17 protein-coding genes are annotated in these 17,427 nt (G+C 71.3%); 6 read left to right on the top strand and 11 right to left on the bottom strand.

All coding sequences use genetic code 11. From position 1 onward, the window contains the following. Position 1: 1 nt before the first annotated feature. Both ABZ470_RS15375 and ABZ470_RS15370 read right to left on the bottom strand, forming a co-directional pair. Positions 2-817 carry a DUF1206 domain-containing protein gene (locus ABZ470_RS15375; RefSeq protein WP_352011991.1) on the bottom strand — a complete coding sequence of 272 codons (816 nt, stop codon included), beginning with the start codon at positions 815-817 and terminating at the stop codon, positions 2-4. 37 nt (positions 818-854) lie between these two features. Continuing rightward, on the bottom strand, positions 855-1,784 hold the full coding sequence (locus tag ABZ470_RS15370; protein WP_352011990.1) for a Ppx/GppA phosphatase family protein: 930 nt from the start codon (positions 1,782-1,784) through the stop codon (positions 855-857). Between the two features lie 207 nt (positions 1,785-1,991). On the opposite strand from ABZ470_RS15370, the gene ABZ470_RS15365 reads away from it, so the two are divergent. After that, positions 1,992-2,948, top strand: a complete 957-nt coding sequence (locus ABZ470_RS15365) for an NADP-dependent oxidoreductase (RefSeq protein WP_362911736.1) — start codon at positions 1,992-1,994, stop codon at positions 2,946-2,948. Between the two features lie 81 nt (positions 2,949-3,029). Here the strand turns inward: ABZ470_RS15365 and ABZ470_RS15360 are convergent, their stop codons facing one another. The 6 genes from ABZ470_RS15360 to ABZ470_RS15335 all read right to left on the bottom strand — a co-directional run bounded on the left by ABZ470_RS15360 (position 3,030) and on the right by ABZ470_RS15335 (position 9,448). Beyond that, entirely contained in the window at positions 3,030-3,911 is an 882-nt protein-coding gene (locus ABZ470_RS15360; protein ID WP_362911735.1) for a carbohydrate ABC transporter permease, read from the bottom strand. Continuing rightward, complete coding sequence (locus tag ABZ470_RS15355; RefSeq protein WP_352011987.1) at positions 3,908-4,813, bottom strand: sugar ABC transporter permease; 906 nt, start codon at positions 4,811-4,813, stop codon at positions 3,908-3,910. Before ABZ470_RS15355 ends, ABZ470_RS15360 begins: the two co-directional genes overlap by 4 nt. Before the next feature lie 81 nt (positions 4,814-4,894). After that, on the bottom strand, positions 4,895-6,160 hold the full coding sequence (locus ABZ470_RS15350) for an extracellular solute-binding protein (protein WP_352011986.1): 1,266 nt from the start codon (positions 6,158-6,160) through the stop codon (positions 4,895-4,897). Between the two features lie 743 nt (positions 6,161-6,903). Continuing rightward, positions 6,904-7,722 carry a phytanoyl-CoA dioxygenase family protein gene (locus ABZ470_RS15345; RefSeq protein ID WP_362911734.1) on the bottom strand — a complete coding sequence of 273 codons (819 nt, stop codon included), beginning with the start codon at positions 7,720-7,722 and terminating at the stop codon, positions 6,904-6,906. Between the two features lie 126 nt (positions 7,723-7,848). Next, positions 7,849-8,868 (bottom strand): hypothetical protein, encoded by a 1,020-nt coding sequence (locus ABZ470_RS15340; RefSeq protein WP_362911733.1) that lies wholly within the window; start codon positions 8,866-8,868, stop codon positions 7,849-7,851. 220 nt (positions 8,869-9,088) lie between these two features. After that, positions 9,089-9,448: a BlaI/MecI/CopY family transcriptional regulator gene (locus ABZ470_RS15335; RefSeq protein WP_352011983.1), complete on the bottom strand. Its 360-nt coding sequence runs from the start codon at positions 9,446-9,448 to the stop codon at positions 9,089-9,091. Positions 9,449-9,926: 478 nt separating this feature from the next. On the opposite strand from ABZ470_RS15335, the gene ABZ470_RS15330 reads away from it, so the two are divergent. The 4 genes from ABZ470_RS15330 to ABZ470_RS15315 are packed head-to-tail and all read left to right on the top strand — an operon-like array spanning position 9,927 to position 14,397. Further along, positions 9,927-11,132 carry an ABC transporter substrate-binding protein gene (locus ABZ470_RS15330; protein WP_352011982.1) on the top strand — a complete coding sequence of 402 codons (1,206 nt, stop codon included), beginning with the start codon at positions 9,927-9,929 and terminating at the stop codon, positions 11,130-11,132. After that, positions 11,125-11,982, top strand: a complete 858-nt coding sequence (locus tag ABZ470_RS15325; RefSeq protein WP_352011981.1) for a branched-chain amino acid ABC transporter permease — start codon at positions 11,125-11,127, stop codon at positions 11,980-11,982. The genes ABZ470_RS15330 and ABZ470_RS15325 overlap by 8 nt, the downstream gene beginning before the upstream one ends. Continuing rightward, entirely contained in the window at positions 11,969-13,687 is a 1,719-nt protein-coding gene (locus tag ABZ470_RS15320) for an ATP-binding cassette domain-containing protein (protein WP_362911732.1), read from the top strand. The genes ABZ470_RS15325 and ABZ470_RS15320 overlap by 14 nt, the downstream gene beginning before the upstream one ends. Next, on the top strand, positions 13,684-14,397 hold the full coding sequence (locus tag ABZ470_RS15315; RefSeq protein ID WP_352011979.1) for an ABC transporter ATP-binding protein: 714 nt from the start codon (positions 13,684-13,686) through the stop codon (positions 14,395-14,397). The genes ABZ470_RS15320 and ABZ470_RS15315 overlap by 4 nt, the downstream gene beginning before the upstream one ends. Before the next feature lie 80 nt (positions 14,398-14,477). Here the strand turns inward: ABZ470_RS15315 and ABZ470_RS15310 are convergent, their stop codons facing one another. Next, positions 14,478-14,984: a MarR family winged helix-turn-helix transcriptional regulator gene (locus ABZ470_RS15310; RefSeq protein ID WP_362911731.1), complete on the bottom strand. Its 507-nt coding sequence runs from the start codon at positions 14,982-14,984 to the stop codon at positions 14,478-14,480. Positions 14,985-15,312: 328 nt separating this feature from the next. Between ABZ470_RS15310 and ABZ470_RS15305 the strand changes: the two genes are divergently transcribed. Continuing rightward, positions 15,313-16,020: an SDR family oxidoreductase gene (locus ABZ470_RS15305; protein ID WP_362776047.1), complete on the top strand. Its 708-nt coding sequence runs from the start codon at positions 15,313-15,315 to the stop codon at positions 16,018-16,020. A gap of 10 nt (positions 16,021-16,030) precedes the next feature. Here ABZ470_RS15305 and ABZ470_RS15300 read toward each other — a convergent pair whose 3' ends face one another. Together ABZ470_RS15300 and ABZ470_RS15295 are read right to left on the bottom strand one after the other, a co-directional pair. Beyond that, on the bottom strand, positions 16,031-16,720 hold the full coding sequence (locus ABZ470_RS15300; protein WP_362911730.1) for a dienelactone hydrolase family protein: 690 nt from the start codon (positions 16,718-16,720) through the stop codon (positions 16,031-16,033). A gap of 40 nt (positions 16,721-16,760) precedes the next feature. Next, a complete protein-coding gene (locus ABZ470_RS15295) occupies positions 16,761-17,423 on the bottom strand; it encodes a phosphoribosyltransferase (protein ID WP_362912141.1) in 663 nt (220 codons plus the stop codon). Between the last annotated feature and the right edge of the window lie 4 nt (positions 17,424-17,427).

Here is a 17,427-nt window from a genome sequence, read left to right as displayed (position 1 = left end):
GTCACAGCCGGTGCCAGCGCGCCTGGAGAAAACAGTAGGCCGCGAAAAGCAGCAGGCCGAAGGCCACGACGCCCAGCAGCCACGGCCCGGCCGGAGTGTCCGCCAGCGCGCGCAGCGTCGAGTCGACGCCCCTGGCCCTTTCCGGGTCGTAGGTGACCGCGGCCTGGACGACGAAGACCCCGGCCGCCACCGCGATCACGCCGCGGGCGAGGTATCCGGCCGTGCCGAGCCGCTCGGCCAGGCGCCGCGCGCCCGGCGGCACCTCCCCGGTGCTCAGGTCATCGAGGAACTTTCTCTTCCATCCGCTGTGGATCCAGTGGGCCCCGAGCGCGACCACCCCGAGTCCCACCACGCCGACCAGGACCCGCCCGCCGGGCAGGTCCATCGCCATGGCGGTCAGGTCCTTGGAGCTGTCGTCGGACGAGCTGCCCGGGTCGCCCCTCAGCAGCAGGCCGAGCAGCGTCGCCACCAGCAGCCCGTAGGTGACCGCCCGCGCGACCGCCTCGGCCCGGTCCTTGACCTTCCCGCCCCGGTCGAGGACCGCCTCGGAGATCTGCCAGAGGGTCAGGGCCACGAAGCCGGCGACCATCAGCCACAACAGCACGGTGCCGAACGGCTGCTCGGCGACCGTCTCGACCGCCCCGGTCTTGTCGGCCTCCTTGCCCCCGCTTCCGCCGCCGAAGGCGATCCGCAGGGCCAGGAAGCCGATGAGGCCGTACAGGACGCCACGGCAGGCGAGCCCGAGGCGGGTCAGTCTCTCCAGAGTCCGGCTGCCGGCCGCTCTGCGGGCGGCGCCTTGTACCTGAGCGCTGTTCATGAAGGCGCGCCCCTACCCGACGAAGAGCCGGTAAACCTCAGATCTCGGGCATCGTGTCGAGTCTGCGCAGGATGACGCCCTCGCGCAGCGCCCAGGGGCACACCTCAAGCTCCCCCACCCCCAGCAGGTCCATCGCGGCGTCGGCGACGATCGCCCCCGCGGGCAGCTGTGGCGCCCGCCCCTCGGAGACCCCCGGCAGGCCCGCCCGCGCGCGCGGGTCCATCCCGGCCAGCCTTCCGGTCCACTCCACCAGCTCGGTGTGCCTGAGCACCCGGCGGACGTTCCCCTCACTCGACGGGGCCGCCCCGGTTATCCTCGCCAGCTGCCTGAAGGTCTTCGAGGTCGCCACCGCGTGGTCCGCCCTGCCGTACCTGGCGACGTCGCCGACCTTGCGGGCGATCTCCGCCCGCACGTGCCTGCGCAGGGCCCTGATCTCCTCCTGGGAGGGCGGGTCGGCGCTGAGGCGGTCGCGGGTGAGCCTGCCCGCCCCGAGCGGCAGCGAGATCGCGACGTCCGGCTGCTCGTCGATGCCCGAGGCGATCTCCAGCGAGCCCCCGCCGATGTCCAGCACCAGCAGCCGCCCCGACGACCAGCCGAACCACCGCCGCACGGCCAGGAAGGTCAGCCGCGCCTCGTCCTGACCGGAGAGGACCTGGATGTTCACCTCGGCCCGCGCGTTGAGGTCGGCGAGCACCTCCTCGCCGTTGACCGCCTCCCTGACCGCCGAGGTCGCGAACGCCATGAGGTCCTCGACGCCCTTGTCCTCGGCCAGCCGCAGCGCCTCCTCGACGTGTCCGCGCAGCAGCGCCGCGCCCTCCTCGGAGAGCCGCTCGCCGTCCTCCATGTACTCGGCGAGCCGGAGGTCCACCTTGTGGGAGTAGGCGGGGAGCGGCCGGGCGCCCCGGTGCGCGTCCATCACCAGGAGATGAACCGTGTTGGAACCGATGTCGAGAACGCCCAGTCGCATGCGTCGAAGTTACTACCCCTCCATAACCGGAAGATCCGGTCTACCCCGGTTCCCGGGAACGCTCTCCTGAACAGTCCGTGAACGAAAGGTGCCGGAGGTTTCCCGGAAAGGACAAGGCGCCCGCGCGGGCCCGGCGGGCGGGGTTACCCTCTGCCGCGCCGCGCCGCCCCGCGGCCACGACCGAGGAGGAGACAGAACATGACTTCCATGCGCGCCGTAAGCCAGGACGTCTTCGGCGGCCCCGAGGTGCTGCACCCCGTCCTGCTGGACAGGCCACGGCCGCTGCCGACCGAGGTGCTGGTCCGGGTCGTCGCCGCCGGGGTGAACCCCGTCGACGCCAAGACCAGGGCGGGCGGCGGCATGGCGGGTGTCCTGGGTGCCCCGCCCTTCGTCCTCGGCTGGGACGTCTGCGGCGTCGTCGAGGAGATCGGGTACGGCGTGCACACCCTGGCCGTCGGCGACGAGGTGTACGGCATGCCGTGGTTCCCCCGCCAGGCGGGCGCCTACGCCGAGTACGTCACGGCCCCCTCGCGGCAGTTCGCCCGCAGGCCCCGCTCCCTGGGGCACGAGGAGGCGGCGGCCGTACCGCTGGCGGCGCTGACCGCCTGGCAGGTCCTGGTGGACACCGCCGACCTGCGGCCCAGGCAGCGGGTGCTCGTCCACGCGGCGGGGGGCGGGGTGGGCCACTTCGCCGTCCAGATCGCCAAACACCTGGGGGCGTACGTGATCGGCACGGCCCGTGCGGCCAAGCACGACTGGCTGCGCGGGCTCGGCGCCGACGAACTCGTCGACTACACGGCCGTCCGGTTCGAGGAGGTGGTGCGCGAGGTGGACCTGGTGGTGGACCTGGTCGGCGACGGGTACGACGCCACGAGCACCCGTTCCCTCGGCGTCCTGCGTCCCGGCGGGCTGCTGGTCGCGGTGCCCTCCGGGGTCTCGCCCGAGCTGGCCGAGTCGGCCGCGGCGCGCGGTGTGCGCGCGACGGGGTTCCTGGTCGAGCCGGACGGCACGGCGCTGGCGCGCATCGGCGAGCTGGCCGACTCGGGCCTTCTCACCGTCGAGGTCGAGGAGGTCTTCCCCCTCGACCGGGCGGCAGAGGCCCACGAACGGCTGGCGGCGGGCCGTACCTCGGGCAAGCTGGTCCTGGGCGTCACCGCCCCCTGAGCGTCCCGGGCGGTCCCGTGCCGGAGCGACTCGACACGGGACCGCCGCCCACCGGGCCCCCACCGCTTGGGCCCGGGCGGGTCACTTGATGGAACCGGCGGTGAGACCGCCGACCACCTTCCGTTCGATGAGCGCGAACAGGATGATGACCGGGATCGTCGCGATGACCGAACCCGCGAACAGGTTCTGCCAGTCCACCTGGTACTGGCCGATGAAGGAGTTCAGGGCGACCGTGAGGGGCTGGTTGCCCGGGGTGGTGGTCAGGGTGAGGGCGACGACGAACTCGTTCCAGGCCGCGATGAAGGTGAAGATCAGCGCGGTCACCACACCGGGCATGGCCAGCGGGAGGGTGACCCGGAACAGCGCGCCGAAGCGGCCGTTGCCGTCGATGAACGCGGCCTCCTCCAGCTCACGCGGGATCGAGGAGAAGTAGGCGTTGAGGATCCACACCGCGAAGGCGAGGTTGAATCCGCCGTTGACCAGGATCAGCGCCCAGACCGAGTCGACCAGCCCGAACTGGAAGAACTCGCGGTAGATGCCGACCAGCATCGCGGTCGGCTGGAACATCTGGGTGATCAGCACCAGGATCATGAACGCGGTACGGCCCCTGAAGTCGTGCCGCGCGGTGTAGTAGGCCGCGGGCAGCGCCACCAGCAGCACCAGCACGGTCGAGCCCGCGGCGACCTGCAGGGTGACGCCCAGGTTCTGGGCGAGGCCGCCGGTCCAGAAGTTCGTGAAGTTCGACCACTCGAACCGCTGCGGCAGGTAGGTCGCCTGGCGCAGCTCCCCCTGCGGGCGCAGCGCCGTCAGGACCATCACCAGGTAGGGGAAGAGGAAGACGAAGGCGATCAGGTAGGCGCTCGCCGCGATGACGACGGTCTTGACGGACGGGAGCGAGCGCGGCGCCGCGACAGGGGCCGTCGTCTTCTCCGCGACCGTGGGCGCGTTCTGGGTGAGGGTCATGCGGGTGCCGTCCTCCACTTGCTGACCTTCAGGAAGACGATCGTCAGGACGATCACCATGCCGAAGTTGACGACGGACATGGCCGCCGACTCGCCGATGTCGGATCCCTTGAGGATGTACATGAAGATGGTCGAGGTCGCCGTCGAGTAGCCCGGCTGCCCGTGGGTCATGGCCCAGATGATCGGGAAGCTGTTGAAGACGTTCATCACGTTGATGAGCGCCGCGACCGTGAGGGCGGGCCGCAGCAGCGGCAGCGTGATCGACCAGTAGGTCCGCAGCTTCGAGGCGCCGTCGATCTTGGCCGCCTCGTAGACGTCGGCCGGGATCGCCGACAGTCCCGCGAGCAGCGCGTAGGTGGTGAACGGGACGGAGACGAAGACCGCGACGAAGATGAGCCACGGCATCGCGCCCGACGCGCTGCCGAGCGGGTCGGCGTCCGCGCCGCCGAGGGCGTCCAGCAGCCCCAGGTCACGCCTGAGCATGTTGATCAGGCCGACCTCGGGGTCGAGCATCCACTTGAAGATGATCGACGTCATCAGGACGGAGGCGGCCCACGGCGCGATCAGCGCCCAGCGGGCGAAGCGGCGTCCGGGGAAGCGCTGGTTGAACAGCTGGGCCAGCGCCAGGGAGACGAGCACGGTCAGCGCGACCACCGCGACCACCCACACCAGGCTCCTGGCCATGACCCCGCCGAAGTCGGGCTCGGCGAACAGCTTGTCGTAGTTGCCCGTCCCGTTTCCGCCCTGGACGACGCCGAAGCGGCTGATCTTCAGGAAGGACGACTGGACCATCACCACGACAGGCCAGACGACCACCACGGCGATCAGCGCCACGGCGGGGCCGACCCAGGCCAGCGGGGCGAGCGCGCGCAGCGCTCCGCCTCGCGCGGATGTTTGCTGCATGAGTCCTGCTTTCGGATGGACTGGTACGGCGCGCCCGCCACGCGGCAGGACGGGCGGGCGCGCCGTACCCGGGGGTGAGGGTCAGCCCGCGGTCGCGACCTTCTGGATCGCGCCGAGCACGGCCTTCGGGTCACCGCTGACGGCGCCGCCGATGGTCTGCTTGACCTGGGTGTTCACCTCGGACCACTTGGGGTCCTGGAAGGGGTAGAACGTCGCGTTGGGCAGCGCGTCCAGGAACGGCTTGAGCCTCTCGTCCGAGGAGAGCTTCTCGATGCCGGACTTCGTCACCGGCAGCAGCTTGTAGGTGTCGCTGATCTTCTGCGCCGCGTCACCGGAGTAGAAGTAGTCGAAGAACTTCTTGATCTGCTCCTGGTGGCCGTTCTTGTTGAAGGCCATGATCCAGTCCTCGACGCCGAGCGTGGTGTCCAGGGCCGCGGTCTTGCCCGCGATCGGGGCGACGCCGAAGTTGGTCAGTCCGCCCTTCTCGAAGATCGGGATGGACATGGGGCCGCCGTTGACCATGCCGACCTTGCCCGCGGCGAAGTCCGCCCAGACGTCCTTGCGGTTCTTGGTGCCGGGGTTGGGGCTGGTCAGGCCCGCGTCGACCAGGCCCTTGACGTACTGGAGGGCCTCGACGTTGGCGGCGGAGTCGACCGCCCACGCCCCGGAGGAGTCCTTGTAGCCGCCGCCGTTGCCCATGAACCACAGGAACGACTCGGCCTGGGCCTCCTCGTTGCCCAGCGGCAGGCCGAACGGCTGGCTGACGCCGGCCTTCTTCAGCTTCTCCGCCGCGGCCTTGAGCTCGTCCCAGGTCTTGGGCGCCTCGGCGATCCCGGCCTTGGTGAACAGGTCCTTGTTGTAGAACAGGGCGCGGGCCGAGGAGACGAACGGGATGCCGTAGCCGGTGCCGTCCACCTTGCCGAAGTCGGCGAACTTGGGCAGCAGGTCGGCCGAGGTGGCCGGGGACAGGACCTCGTCGGTCTTGTACAGCAGGCCGTCCTTGACGAAGCCGGAGTAGTCGCCGGTCTGCAGGATGTCGGGCACCTGGCCGTTCTGGACCATGGTCGCGACCTGCTTGTCGATGTCGTTCCAGTTGATGACCTGGACGTCGACCTTGATGCCGGGGTTGGCCTTCTGGAAGCCGTCGACGACGCCCTTCCAGAACTTCTCACCGCTGTTGTCGGCGGTGGGGCCGTCGCCGTAGTCGGCGGCGACCAGCTTCAGCGTCACGTCGCCACCGGCCGCCTTGTCACCGCCGTCGCTCCCGCTCTGCGTCGAACCGCAGCCGGTCATGACCAGTGCCGCGGACAGACCGAGCGTCAGCGCACCGACGAGCCTCTTGTTCACGTGAATTACCACCTTGATATTCAGACGATCGGAGCCGGTCCGTACCAGCTGGGGGGCCGCCGGAGTTCACCCGGCGGGTTGGAATGCTCGAAAGAGAGCCGGTGGCGGCCTGTGGGTCGCGGAGCTCCGGGCTTTCCCGTGGTGCGGACCAGAGTAGGTTCGTCCTATGGGACTGGTCTATACCGGTTGATATCGGTTTGACAACGCCGATCGAGAGAGCGCGCCACCGGTCCGTACCGGATTCTCCCGGCGTCGACCGGGTTCACTATTACCGGTAGGAGGCGTCTCCGCTTAAGAAGCGGCGGTTCACCTGGGGTTACGTTGCCGACGGTTCGATGACGAACTACGAACCTTAGTAAGTCGGCTGGAGAGATCCGTGGAACCGTGGGCCACCATGTCTGGTCCGCCGGGCGTACCGGCCTGGAAGTGCCGGCCGCTCACGCGTCCCTTTCCGCCGAGCCGGAACCGGCATCGGCCGCCGTTCCCGCCGGGAGAACCGTTTTCCACGTGCGCCGTTCCCCGCCTGCGACCTGGAGGCGGTCTTCACGTTTCGGGGTGGTCTGGACCACCTTCCCCGCCCACAGGAACCGGTACGGCCCGCGCGGGGACGAGACACCCGAGCGGGTCGCCACTCCGTCCCCTGGTCCCAGGGGCGGCGAACGTCACGCGGAGGGCCCTGCCGTCAGGGCTCTCCGCCCCACCCGCACGCGGTCACGAACCTGGACGCCGCGGGCGGTGTGGTCTCAGCTCCCGGCGGTCCCTGACGCCCCCGTGCCGTGTCCCCGTTCGAGGCCCCGCCTGATGGCGGTCTCGACGGGTGAGAGGCCGCTCTCCGCCCCGCCCCCGCGGAGCGGCCCGGCCGGGCTGAGCCCCGGCTGGGCCAGAAAGCGCGGGCTCCGGCCGCGGTTCGGCTGCCCGGCGTGCACGAGGAACGGGTGGCACAGGTAGACGTCACCGGCGCCGCCGGTGGCCTGGACGACCGGGCGGTCGCGGCTCACCGCCTCGGCCCGCCGGGCCAGTTCCACGGCGTCGAGGCCGTCCTCGCCCTCGGAGGCGAGCAGCCGCGCCACGTCCAGATGGGAACCGGCGCGCAGCCGGGTCGGCGCGTCCGTCTCCCCGACGTCCGAGAACAGGAAGAGCGTCAGCAGCGCGCGGTCCCTGGAGGCCGCGTTCGCCCGCCAGGTCAGGTAGTCGCCCGGGACGGAGCCGGGGCCGGGGAAGCTCACGTCGACGTGCCATCCGTCCACGACGGCCGGTTCGCCCCCGGGGAAACGGATCACGAAGCCTCCCAGGGTGGCGCGGGGGACCCAGCGCCCCCTGCCCACGAGCGCGTCGAAGGCGGCGTGCAGGCGCGGCGTGTTGGCCGCGTCCCTGAACGGTGGCTGCGCGTAGTCCGGGCGGGCCACGACCGGCCCCGGCCACGTGGCCGGGGCGGCGGGGTCGGCCCCGAGGTCCCGCCACACGATCTCACGGCATCTCTCGGCGGTCTCGCGGGGGAAGGCGCCCTCGATCCGGACGAAACCGTCCTCGACGAAGGCCTCCACCTGAACGTCGGTGAGCACGTCCCCCATGCTGGTCACCCGGTCACGGCCGCGGCAACCCGTTTTACGGGCACGCCGTACGGCGGCGCCGCCTGCACGGCAAGGCGGTGCTCGACCTGACCTGACGCCCCGGCCGGGGGCGAGCGGTCAGTAGACCGAGATGTGGACATGGTCGTAGTGGTTGGCGGTGACGCCGCCCCGGTTGGACATGCCGCGCCAGCCGGAGCCGGTGTTGATGCGCTGGCGCCAGATGACGTACTTGACTCCGAGGCGGTCCTTGTTCTCGATGGCCCAGGCGGCCACCTCGTCACCGAGCTTGACGTTGCCCGCGCTGGGCATGGAGCCGCCCGAGCTCATCATGAAGTCGCAGGCGCGGCCGAGCGGGTGCTCCCCGCCTCCGGCGATGCCCCCGTCCACCCGGTAACAGCCGATGCCGAAGTGCGGGCTGAAGCGCTGCGCGACCAGCTGGCGGACCAGGCGCATCCGGGGAGTGATGTTGTCGGGGCCGGAGGGAAGCTGGGGGACCCAGCTTCCGTCGGCCCTCCTGGTGCCCGGGGTCGGGTAGAGCCGGTCGATCCTGTCCTTGATCGTGTCGATCAGCTCCAGGGTCCGCTTCTTCTGCTCTCCGAGCTTCCTCAGCGAGTCGCGCAGCTCCTTCGCGCGCTGCTCCGCCGAGGCCTTCGTCCGCTGGTAGGTGTCCTTGACCTGGGCGAACCCGTTGAGCCTGGCGTCCCGGCCCTCCATGATCTGCTGCATGAGGGCCATCTGGTTGAGCAGGTCCGCCGGATCGCCCGCGCTCATCAGGACCGGGAGCGTCCCGGGGATGCCGGTGCGGTAGCGCTGGGCGGCCAGTGTGCGGACCTCCCGTGCGGCCTGGTCGAAGTCCGTCTGCGCCCGCCGCAGCTCGCCCGCGGCGGCTTTCTCCGCCTTCTCGGCCTTCTGCAGCGCGACCCGCCCCGTGTAGTACTCGGCGATCATGGACTCGGACCGCTTCTGGAGCCGTGCCAGCTCCGCACGGAGCTGCTTGGCGGTGGGTTTCGGCGCGGCGTGGCCCTCGGCCTGGGGTACGGCGCACAGCACGAGGACGGCGGCCGAGGCGGTCAGCCCCCTGAACGCGCCCCGCCATCGGCCTGAACGGGACAGCGCCGCCACGTCTCTCCTTCGCACCGGCCCTCCCGCCGGGAGGGGCGTCCAGGGCCCCTTCCCACGGATGTGGAGGGGTTTCGGAGGCGTCGCCTCCCATCCGATGGACGATAGTAGGAGATGGTGCACCGAACAGGCCGGGCATGCCAAATCAGGCGCCCAACCCCTCTTCCGAGGACCGTTCCAGCGCTCTCGCGCCCCGAAATCGGGATATTCTCCTACCTGAGGTAGTAGGTCCGCCCCGCTACTCCAGGGGGCACACCCTGAGCGCCGCGCCCAGCGCCGCCGACTCCTCCGGGGTGAGCCGCTCAAGGAAGTGCACCAGCGTGGCCGTACGGTTACCGCCCGAGGCCAGGGCGTCGCGCATGAGGTCGGCGACGTAGGCCTCCCTGCTGGCGACCGTCTCGTAGACGTAGGCCCTGCCGACCATCCGCCTGCGGAGCAGGCCCTTGGTGTGCAGCTTGTCCATCACGGTCATGACCGTGGTGTAGGCGATCTCCCGTTCCGCGCGGAGGTCCTCAAGCACGTCCCTGACCGGCGCGGGCCTGCGGGACGACCACAGGCGTTCCATGATCACGGACTCCAGGTCCCCCAGACCGCGCATCGCGTGCGGCTCCCCTCTATCCGCTCCGTCCGCGGATCGTCCGATGCTACCTGGCGTCGTAGATCCTCACCCGGCCGCCGAAGGGGACGAACGACTCGAAAGCGCCCCACTCCCCCAAGATCATACGGAGCCAAAGTAAATCCTCACTCTTTACATTGATGTGACTTGTTCACCGGGGGTGAGCGCCATATGTTTTGGGACCAAACATTGAGTGTTCCTCGCCGCAGGAGGTCTCGATGCGCCTCACCCCTGATCCCGGGGTGCCGGAAACCACGACGCCGGCAGCCGATCCTGCCTTGAACCGTGTGAGACCCGTGGCGAACCAGGGGGACCGGCGTCCCACGCCCACGACCGGATGCCGATCCGGGCGGACCCGCCGGACCGTCCGACGTGCCCACCGTCCCAACGATCCCGGACGGCGGGCCCCCGACGCCGCCGCCGATCGCAAGACCCCCCACCTCATGAAAGGCACCGTCCCATGGGAAAGATCTCCAAGGGCCTCGCGGCGGGAGCGATCGCGCTCCTGACCGTCAGCGCCGCCGCGTGCGGTTCGGGCGACACGGGGAGTCCCGGTGACGCCAAGGGCGCCACGTCCACCGACCCCATCGTCGTCGGAGCGATCAGCTCGCTGAGTGGCCCCGCCGCCTTCCCCGAGGCCTCCCAGGCCGCCAAGGCCGTCTTCGACCGCGTCAACGCCGAGGGCGGCGTCAACGGCCGCAAGATCTCCTACGTCAGCGTGGACGACAAGGGAGACCCGAGCACGGCCGCCCAGGCCTCCAGGGACCTCATCCAGAACAAGGGCGCCGTGGCGCTCGCGGGTGGCGCCAGCCTCCTCGACTGCCAGGTCAACGGCGCCTTCTACGCCCAGTCCGGGATCTCCTCGATCTCCGGGACCGGCATCGACCCCGGCTGCTTCACCTCCCCCGCCATCTCCCCGGTCAACACCGGCCCCTTCCTCGGCACGACCGTCACCCTCTACCACGCCTCCGAGGTCCTGAAGATCGACAAGCTGTGCGGCTTCTTCGTGATCCTCGGCGGCACCTCCGACGCCTACAAGGGCGCCGTCGAGCAGTGGTCGAAGATCACCGGCAAGCAGCTGCTCATCAACGACCGGAGCCTGTCGGGCAACACCACCGACTACACCCCCTACATCCTGCGGGCGCGGGACGCGGGCTGTAAGGGCGTCGTCTTCAACGGCACCGAGCCCATGTCGGTCGGCTGGGTGAAGGCCGCCCAGGCGCAGGGTGTCTCCGGCATCAAGTGGCTGGTGCTCACCTCGACCTACACCGACGCCGCGGTCAAGGCCTTCGGCGACGCGGGCAAGGACGTCGTGGCCCTGTCGGAGTTCGAGCCCTACTCCGACACCTCCTCCGAGGCCACCAAGGACTGGCGGGAGCTCATGACCCAGAACAAGGTGCCGCTCACCTCCTTCGCCGAGGGCGGCTACCTGGCGGCGACGAACCTGGTGACCGCGCTCAAGGGCATCAAGGGCGACATCACCCGCGAGTCGGTGACCGCGGCGCTGAAGGCGCTCACGCCGATCGAGTCGCCCATGGTCGGCACTCCGTACGCCTTCGGGCCCGACCAGGCGCACTCCTCCAACCGGGCGGCCAAGTTCGTCCAGCCGGACAACGGCTCCTGGAAGGTCATGACCCCGGACTGGATCCGGCTGCCCAATGCTTGAGGGCGCCATCGCGGGCCTGACCGCGGGCGGCGCCTACGCCGTCCTCGGTCTGTGCCTGACCCTGATGTACCGCCTGGGCCGGGTGGTCAACCTGGCCCAGGCGGCGATCGGCGTCGTCGGGGTCTACACGATGTCCGTTCTGGCCGACGGCGGCGTGCCGTACGCCGTGGCGGTCCTCATCGGCCTGGCGGGGTCGGCGCTGGTCGCCGCCGCGCTCGGCTACATGATGGGGCGCTGGTTCGCCGAGGCCGGAACCGACCAGCGCTCCGCGATCGCCATCGCCTACCTCGTGGGCCTGCTCGCCGCGGAGTACCTCGTCTTCGGCACCGACCCCCGGCAGATCCCCGGTGTCCTGGGCGGCCCACTGGCCACCGTCGGCGGTGTCACCATCACCCAGGCGGCCACGGTCTGCGTGGCGGCGGCGGTGCTCATCACCGCGGGCGTGTCGGTGTTCCTGGCCAGGACCGCGGTCGGCCTGCGGCTGCGGGCGCTGTCGCAGCGGCCGACCACGGCCGAGCTGATGGGCATCCCGAGCAGGCGGCTCGGCGTCGGGCTGTGGGCGGTGACCGGCCTGCTGGCCACCGCCGTCCTGCTGGTGGTCGCCCCGCAGCAGAACAGCGACCAGCTCTCCCTGGGCCTGATGGTGATCCCGGCGTGCGCCGCGGCCCTGGTCGGCGGGTTCAGGAGCCTGGTCGGCACCGCCGTCGGCGGTCTGGCGCTGGGCGCCCTGCAGGGGGCGCTCGCGCACGTCAGTCAGCTTCAGGAGTTCCGCGACGTGGTCCCCTTCGTGGCGATCCTCGCGATCCTGCTGTGGTCCCAGCGTGGGGAGGTGTGGGATGCGGCGCGTTGAGATGACCGGGCCCGCGGCCCAGCTCGCCGGCGCGCTCGCCGCGATCGCCGTGCTGGCCGCCCTCGTTCCGCAGTACTGGCTCTTCCTGGGCACGACGGCCCTGGTGACGGCGATCTCGCTGAGCGGGCTCGGGATCGTCACCGGCCGCGCGGGCATGATCTCGCTGTGCCAGATGTCGTTCATGGCGCTGGGCGCCTGGGTCGTCTGCGAGCTGAACGTCCTGGCGGCGCCCGGCGGCCTGGTCCTGTGGATCCTGCTGGGCGGTGTCGCCGCCGTACCGCTGGGCGTCCTGCTCGGCCTGCCCGCGCTGCGGCTGCGCGGGGTGCACCTGGCCGTGGTGACGCTCGGCTTCTCCGCCGCGGCCGACGTGATCATCGCGGCGGCCGGCTTCCCCGGCGCGACGACCTTCCAGCAGGTGCTCAGGCCCGCCTTCATCGCCACCGACACCGCCTACTTCGTGTTCGCCGCCCTGCTCTTCGTGGCGGGCGCGGTCGCGGTGCGGCTGCTCGGCCGCACCCGGTACGGCACAGCGTGGCGGGCGCTGCGCTTCTCCGAGCGCGCCACGGCCGCGGCGGCCATGAGCGTGCCGCGCGCCAAGCTGGCCGCGTTCGCGCTGAGCGCCTTCTTCGGCGGCATCGCGGGAGGCGTGCTGGCCGGGCAGATCGGCGTGGTCACCGCGCAGAACTTCGACACCGTGGACTCCCTCATCCTGCTGGTCGTGGCCGTCATGGCGGGCAGCGAGTACGCGGGCGGCGCCATCGCGGGAGGCGTCCTGATGGTGTTCGTCCCGGAGATCCTCCGTGGCCTGGGCGTCCCGCAGGACTGGGGCAGCCTGCTGTTCGCCGTCGGCGCCGTGCAGACGCTGTCCACCGGCCTCAGCATGAGCGAGGACCTGGTGCGCCGCTTCCGGCGCCGCAGGGCCGCCGCCGTGTCCGGGGAACCCGGCGAGCGTACGTCCCACCGGGCCTCTGGCGTCACACCCGAGCGGGGCGAGCGGCCCGTCCTGGTGGTCGAGGGCCTTTCGGTCTCCTACGGCCGGGTCACCGCGCTCTCCGGGGTCGACCTGGTCGTGCCCGAGCGGACCGTGATGGGACTGATCGGCCCGAACGGCGCGGGCAAGTCGACGTTCACCGACGCGGTGACCGGCTTCGTCCGCGGCGCGACCGGCTCGGTCACGCTCGACGGGCGGCGCCTTGACGGCCTGCCCGTGCACCGCAGGGCGGCCGCGGGGCTGCGCCGTACGTTCCAGCAGGACCGGGTCCCGCCCGGTCTCACCGTCGCGGGTTTCCTGCGCTTCTCCGCGCACCGCCGGGTGAGCGCGGCCGAACTCGACGAGATGGCCGGCTTCCTGAACCTGGGCGCCCTGAACCGGCACGTCAGCGAGCTGGACGTGGGCAGCAGGCGGCTGCTGGAGGTCGCCGGGGCGTTGCTCTCCCGGCCCAAGGTGATCATCCTCGACGAACCGGCCGCGGGCCTGGCCCACGCCGAGTCCATGGAGCTCGCCGAACGCCTCACGGAGGTGCCCGGCAGGTTCGGCGCCTCGGTCCTGCTGATCGAACACGACCTGGAGATGGTACGGCGGGCCTGCGCGGAGGTCGTGGTGCTCGACTTCGGCGAGGTGATCGCGGCCGGGCCGCCCGCGACGACGCTGGCCAGGCCCGAGGTCGCCCGCGCGTATCTGGGAGACGAGGTGGCGCTGGCATGACCTCCAGCCTGGTTCTCGACGACGTGACCGTCGCGCGCGGCGGCGCCCCGATCGTCAGAGGTGTCTCGCTCACCGCGCCCGCCGGAGAGGTGACGGCGCTGCTCGGGCCGAACGGCGCGGGCAAGACCACGCTCCTGGAGTCGATCTCCGGCGTGATCCCGATCACCGGCGGCACCGTCTCCCTCAACGGCGGGCGCCTCAACGCCCTGGACCGGGTGGCCCGGGCCAGGGCGGGCGTCGCCCACGTCGAGCAGGGCCGTACGGTCTTCCCCGACCTGACGGTCGCGGAGAACATCCTGGTGGTACGGCGCGGCCCCCGCGTGATCGACGAGGCCCTTGAGCTGTTCCCCGAACTGCACAAGAGACTCGACGTGGCCGCCTCGCTGCTGTCCGGAGGCGAGCAGCAGATGCTCGTGCTGGCCAGGGCTCTGGCGGCAAGGCCGTCGGCGTTGCTGATCGACGAGATGTCGCTCGGCCTCGCCCCGGTGATCGTCCAGCGGCTGCTGCCCGTGGTGCGGGACCTGGCCGCCTCCGGGGTGGCGGTGCTGCTCGTCGAGCAGTTCGCGACGCTGGCCCTGAAGATCGCCGACACCGCGCACGTGCTCGCCGGCGGCACGCTGACCTACTCGGGCCCGGCCGCCGGGCTGCGCTCGGCGCCCGAACGGCTGCACGCGGCCTACCTCGGGGAGCCGCCTCCGTCCGGCTCCTGACGCCCCCGGCGTCCCACCGCTCCGGTGCCCCGGGGCGGTGGGGCTCCCCGCCCGGCCTCATGCGCCCCGGCCGGGCGGGGTCAGGGGCGCGCGGTTCCCTCCAGATGCTGGACCACCACTCGCAGGCTCGCGGCCAGGGCGCGGCGCCGCTGACTGTCGAGCTCCTTGACGACGAAGGCCTCCTCCCGGTTGAACTGCGGGAAGAGGGACCGCATCAGGCGTTCGCCCGAAGGGGTCAGGGTGACCATCACCCGGCGCCTGTCGGCGGGGTTGGGCGCGCGCCGTACGTAACGGTGGGACTCCAGGGTCTTCAGGACGCCGGTGAGGGTGCCCTTGGCGATGCCGGCCTCCTTGGCGACGTACCGGGTCTCGCTCTCCCCCCAGATCCACACGACCCACATGACGACGAACCCGGTCCAGGTGAGGCCGGTGTCGCGGAGCACCGTCTGTTCGAGATGGTTACGGATCGCGGTCGAGGCCCGGTAGATGTTGGAGACGGCCCACATCGCCTCGAAGTCGAGGTCGAGGCCGCCCAGCCGGTCGCCGACGGCCTCTTCCGTGCTGCGCAGGGTGTGGTGTCCCGTCATCTCGGTGCGGCGCTCCCTCACTGTTCCGCTCCACCCTACGATCATGCTCGCCGCGGCTTCTTTCCGGGGGCACCCGAGCGGGAGACCAACCGCCGGAAATATCCGGACAACAAGGGTTTGGTCCCGAACCATATTTCAGGGAGGTCACGGGGAACAAGGCATCACAGGCCTGATTTTCCGGTAAATCACCACGTCGTCCCACGGTTACCCCGGACGCATGGCTTGTGCCTCACCCGCCCCCCATCTATCGTACGGAAGCAAATGAATTGCCCGCCGTCCACTGCCGGGCGAGATATCCGAAATTTCGGCACATAGCAAGGAGTCCTTGATGGATCTCGGACTGTCCGGTCTTTCCGCCCTGGTCACCGGCGGAGCCAGCGGGATAGGCCGCGCGACCGTGGACGCCCTCCTCGCCGAGGGGGCGGCCGTGACGGTCCTGGACCGGGCGCCCCGGCCGGACGGCCTGGACGTCACCTGGATCCAGGGGGACGTCACCGACGAGGAGGCCGTACGGTCCGCGGTCCCGTCGCGCCTGGACGTCGTCGTCGGCTGCGCGGGGATCTCCGGCCCCATGGGCACCGACGCGCGGCTGACGGCCCGCGACGACTTCGCCAGGACCCTGGAGGTCAACCTCACCGGGCAGTTCCTGCTGGCCAAGCACGCCGCGGCCGCTCTCGCCGGAAGCTCCTGTCCCTCGATCGTGTTCGTGGCCTCCGACTCCAGCTTCGTCGCCGCCCCCGGCATGGCCGCCTACTGCGCCTCCAAGGGCGGCGTCCTGATGCTCACCAAGGCGCTGGCCGTCGACTTCGCGTCCGACGGCATCCGGGTCAACTGCGTCTGCCCGAGCATCGTCGACACCCCGATGGCCAGGGGCGACCTCGGCGAGGCCTTCGACGAGCTCGACTGTCCCGTGCTGCGGCCCGAGGACGTCGCCCGCGCGATCCTCTACCTGGCCTCCCCCGCGGCCAGGGGCGTCAACGGCACCGCGCACGTCCTCGACTTCGGCGGCCTGGCGACCTCGACCTTCCCCGCCTGATCCCCGTCTCTCAGCCCCCGGCCTGCGGGTCCTGCGGGCTCCCCTGCAGGTGACGCAGGAACCAGTCCCCCGCCAGGGCCGCGACCCTCTCCAGTGCCCCCGGCTCCTCGAAGAGGTGCGTGGCCCCCGGCACGATCTCAAGCCCCGTCCGCCCCGGCAGCCGCGCCAGAGCGTCGCGGTTGAGCTCGATGACGGCCTGGTCGCGTTCCCCGACGATGAGCAGCGTGGGCGCGCGGACCGCCGCGAGCGCCTCACCGGCCAGGTCCGGCCGCCCGCCCCGGGACACGACCGCCCTCACCAGGCCGGGCTTGGCGGCGGCCGCGGCGAGCGCGGCCGCCGCCCCCGTGCTCGCGCCGAAGAGCCCGACGCGCAGGCCCGCCGTCGGCTCGTGCCGCGCCAGCCACCCCGCCAGCGCGGCCAGCCGTACGGCCAGCCTGCCGACATCGAAGCGGAACTCCCCCGTTCTGAGGTCGGCCTCCTCCTCAAGGGGGGTGAGCAGGTCGACCAGAACCGTCGCCAGCCCCGCCCTCCTGAGCTCGCCCGCCACGTAGCGGTTGCGGGGACTGTGGCGGCTGCTGCCGCTGCCGTGCGCGAAGAGCACGACCCCGCTCGCGGGCCTGGGCACCACGACGTCGGCCTCAAGCACGACGTCCGCGGCCGGGATCTCCAACCGCTCCAGGTTCATCCTGACCGCGTTCACCGTTCCCCCTTGCCCGCTCTTGTCCTCCTCGACCGCCCCGTCACGCCCGCACCCGCCTGGCGGCCGCGGCGCGCAGGAGGTCCCGCACCTCCTCGTCCGTCGTCTGCTCGAAGTCCCGGTAGGAGAACCCGACGGCCGAGAAGAGAGGCGGAGTCGAGGCGCAGACCACCTGGTCGGCCGACTCACGCAGCTCTCCGACGGCCGGCTCCGGCGCGGTCGGGACGGCGACGACGATCCCGGCGGGCTCGTGGCGGCGCAGCGCCGCCACGGCGGCGCGCATGGTCGCCCCCGTCGCCAGCCCGTCGTCGACCACGACGACGGTCCTGCCCATGAGGTCGAGCGGGGCGCCGCCCTCCCGGTAGGCCCGTTCCCGCCTGACGAGTTCCCTGCGCTCCCCGGCCGCCACCTCCCGCAACGTCTCGGGCGAGACGCCCGCCCTCCGGACGACGTCCTCGTTGAGCACGACGACCCCGCCCCCGGCGATCGCCCCCATCGCCAGCTCCTCGTGGCCGGGGAGCCCCAGCTTGCGGACGACGAAGACGTCGAGCGGCGCCCCGAGGGCCACGGCGATCTCGTAGGCCACGGGCACACCACCCCGGGGAAGGCCCAGGACGACGACGTCGGGCCTGCCCCGGTAGTTTTCCAGGAGCCTGGCCAGGACACGGCCCGCGTCCCGCCGGTCCTCGAACACCCGCTCCGCCATGACG

This window comes from Streptosporangium sp. NPDC020072 (assembly GCF_040631445.1).
Lineage (GTDB): Bacteria > Actinomycetota > Actinomycetes > Streptosporangiales > Streptosporangiaceae > Streptosporangium.
This window is presented reverse-complemented; position numbering and strand designations above follow the sequence as displayed.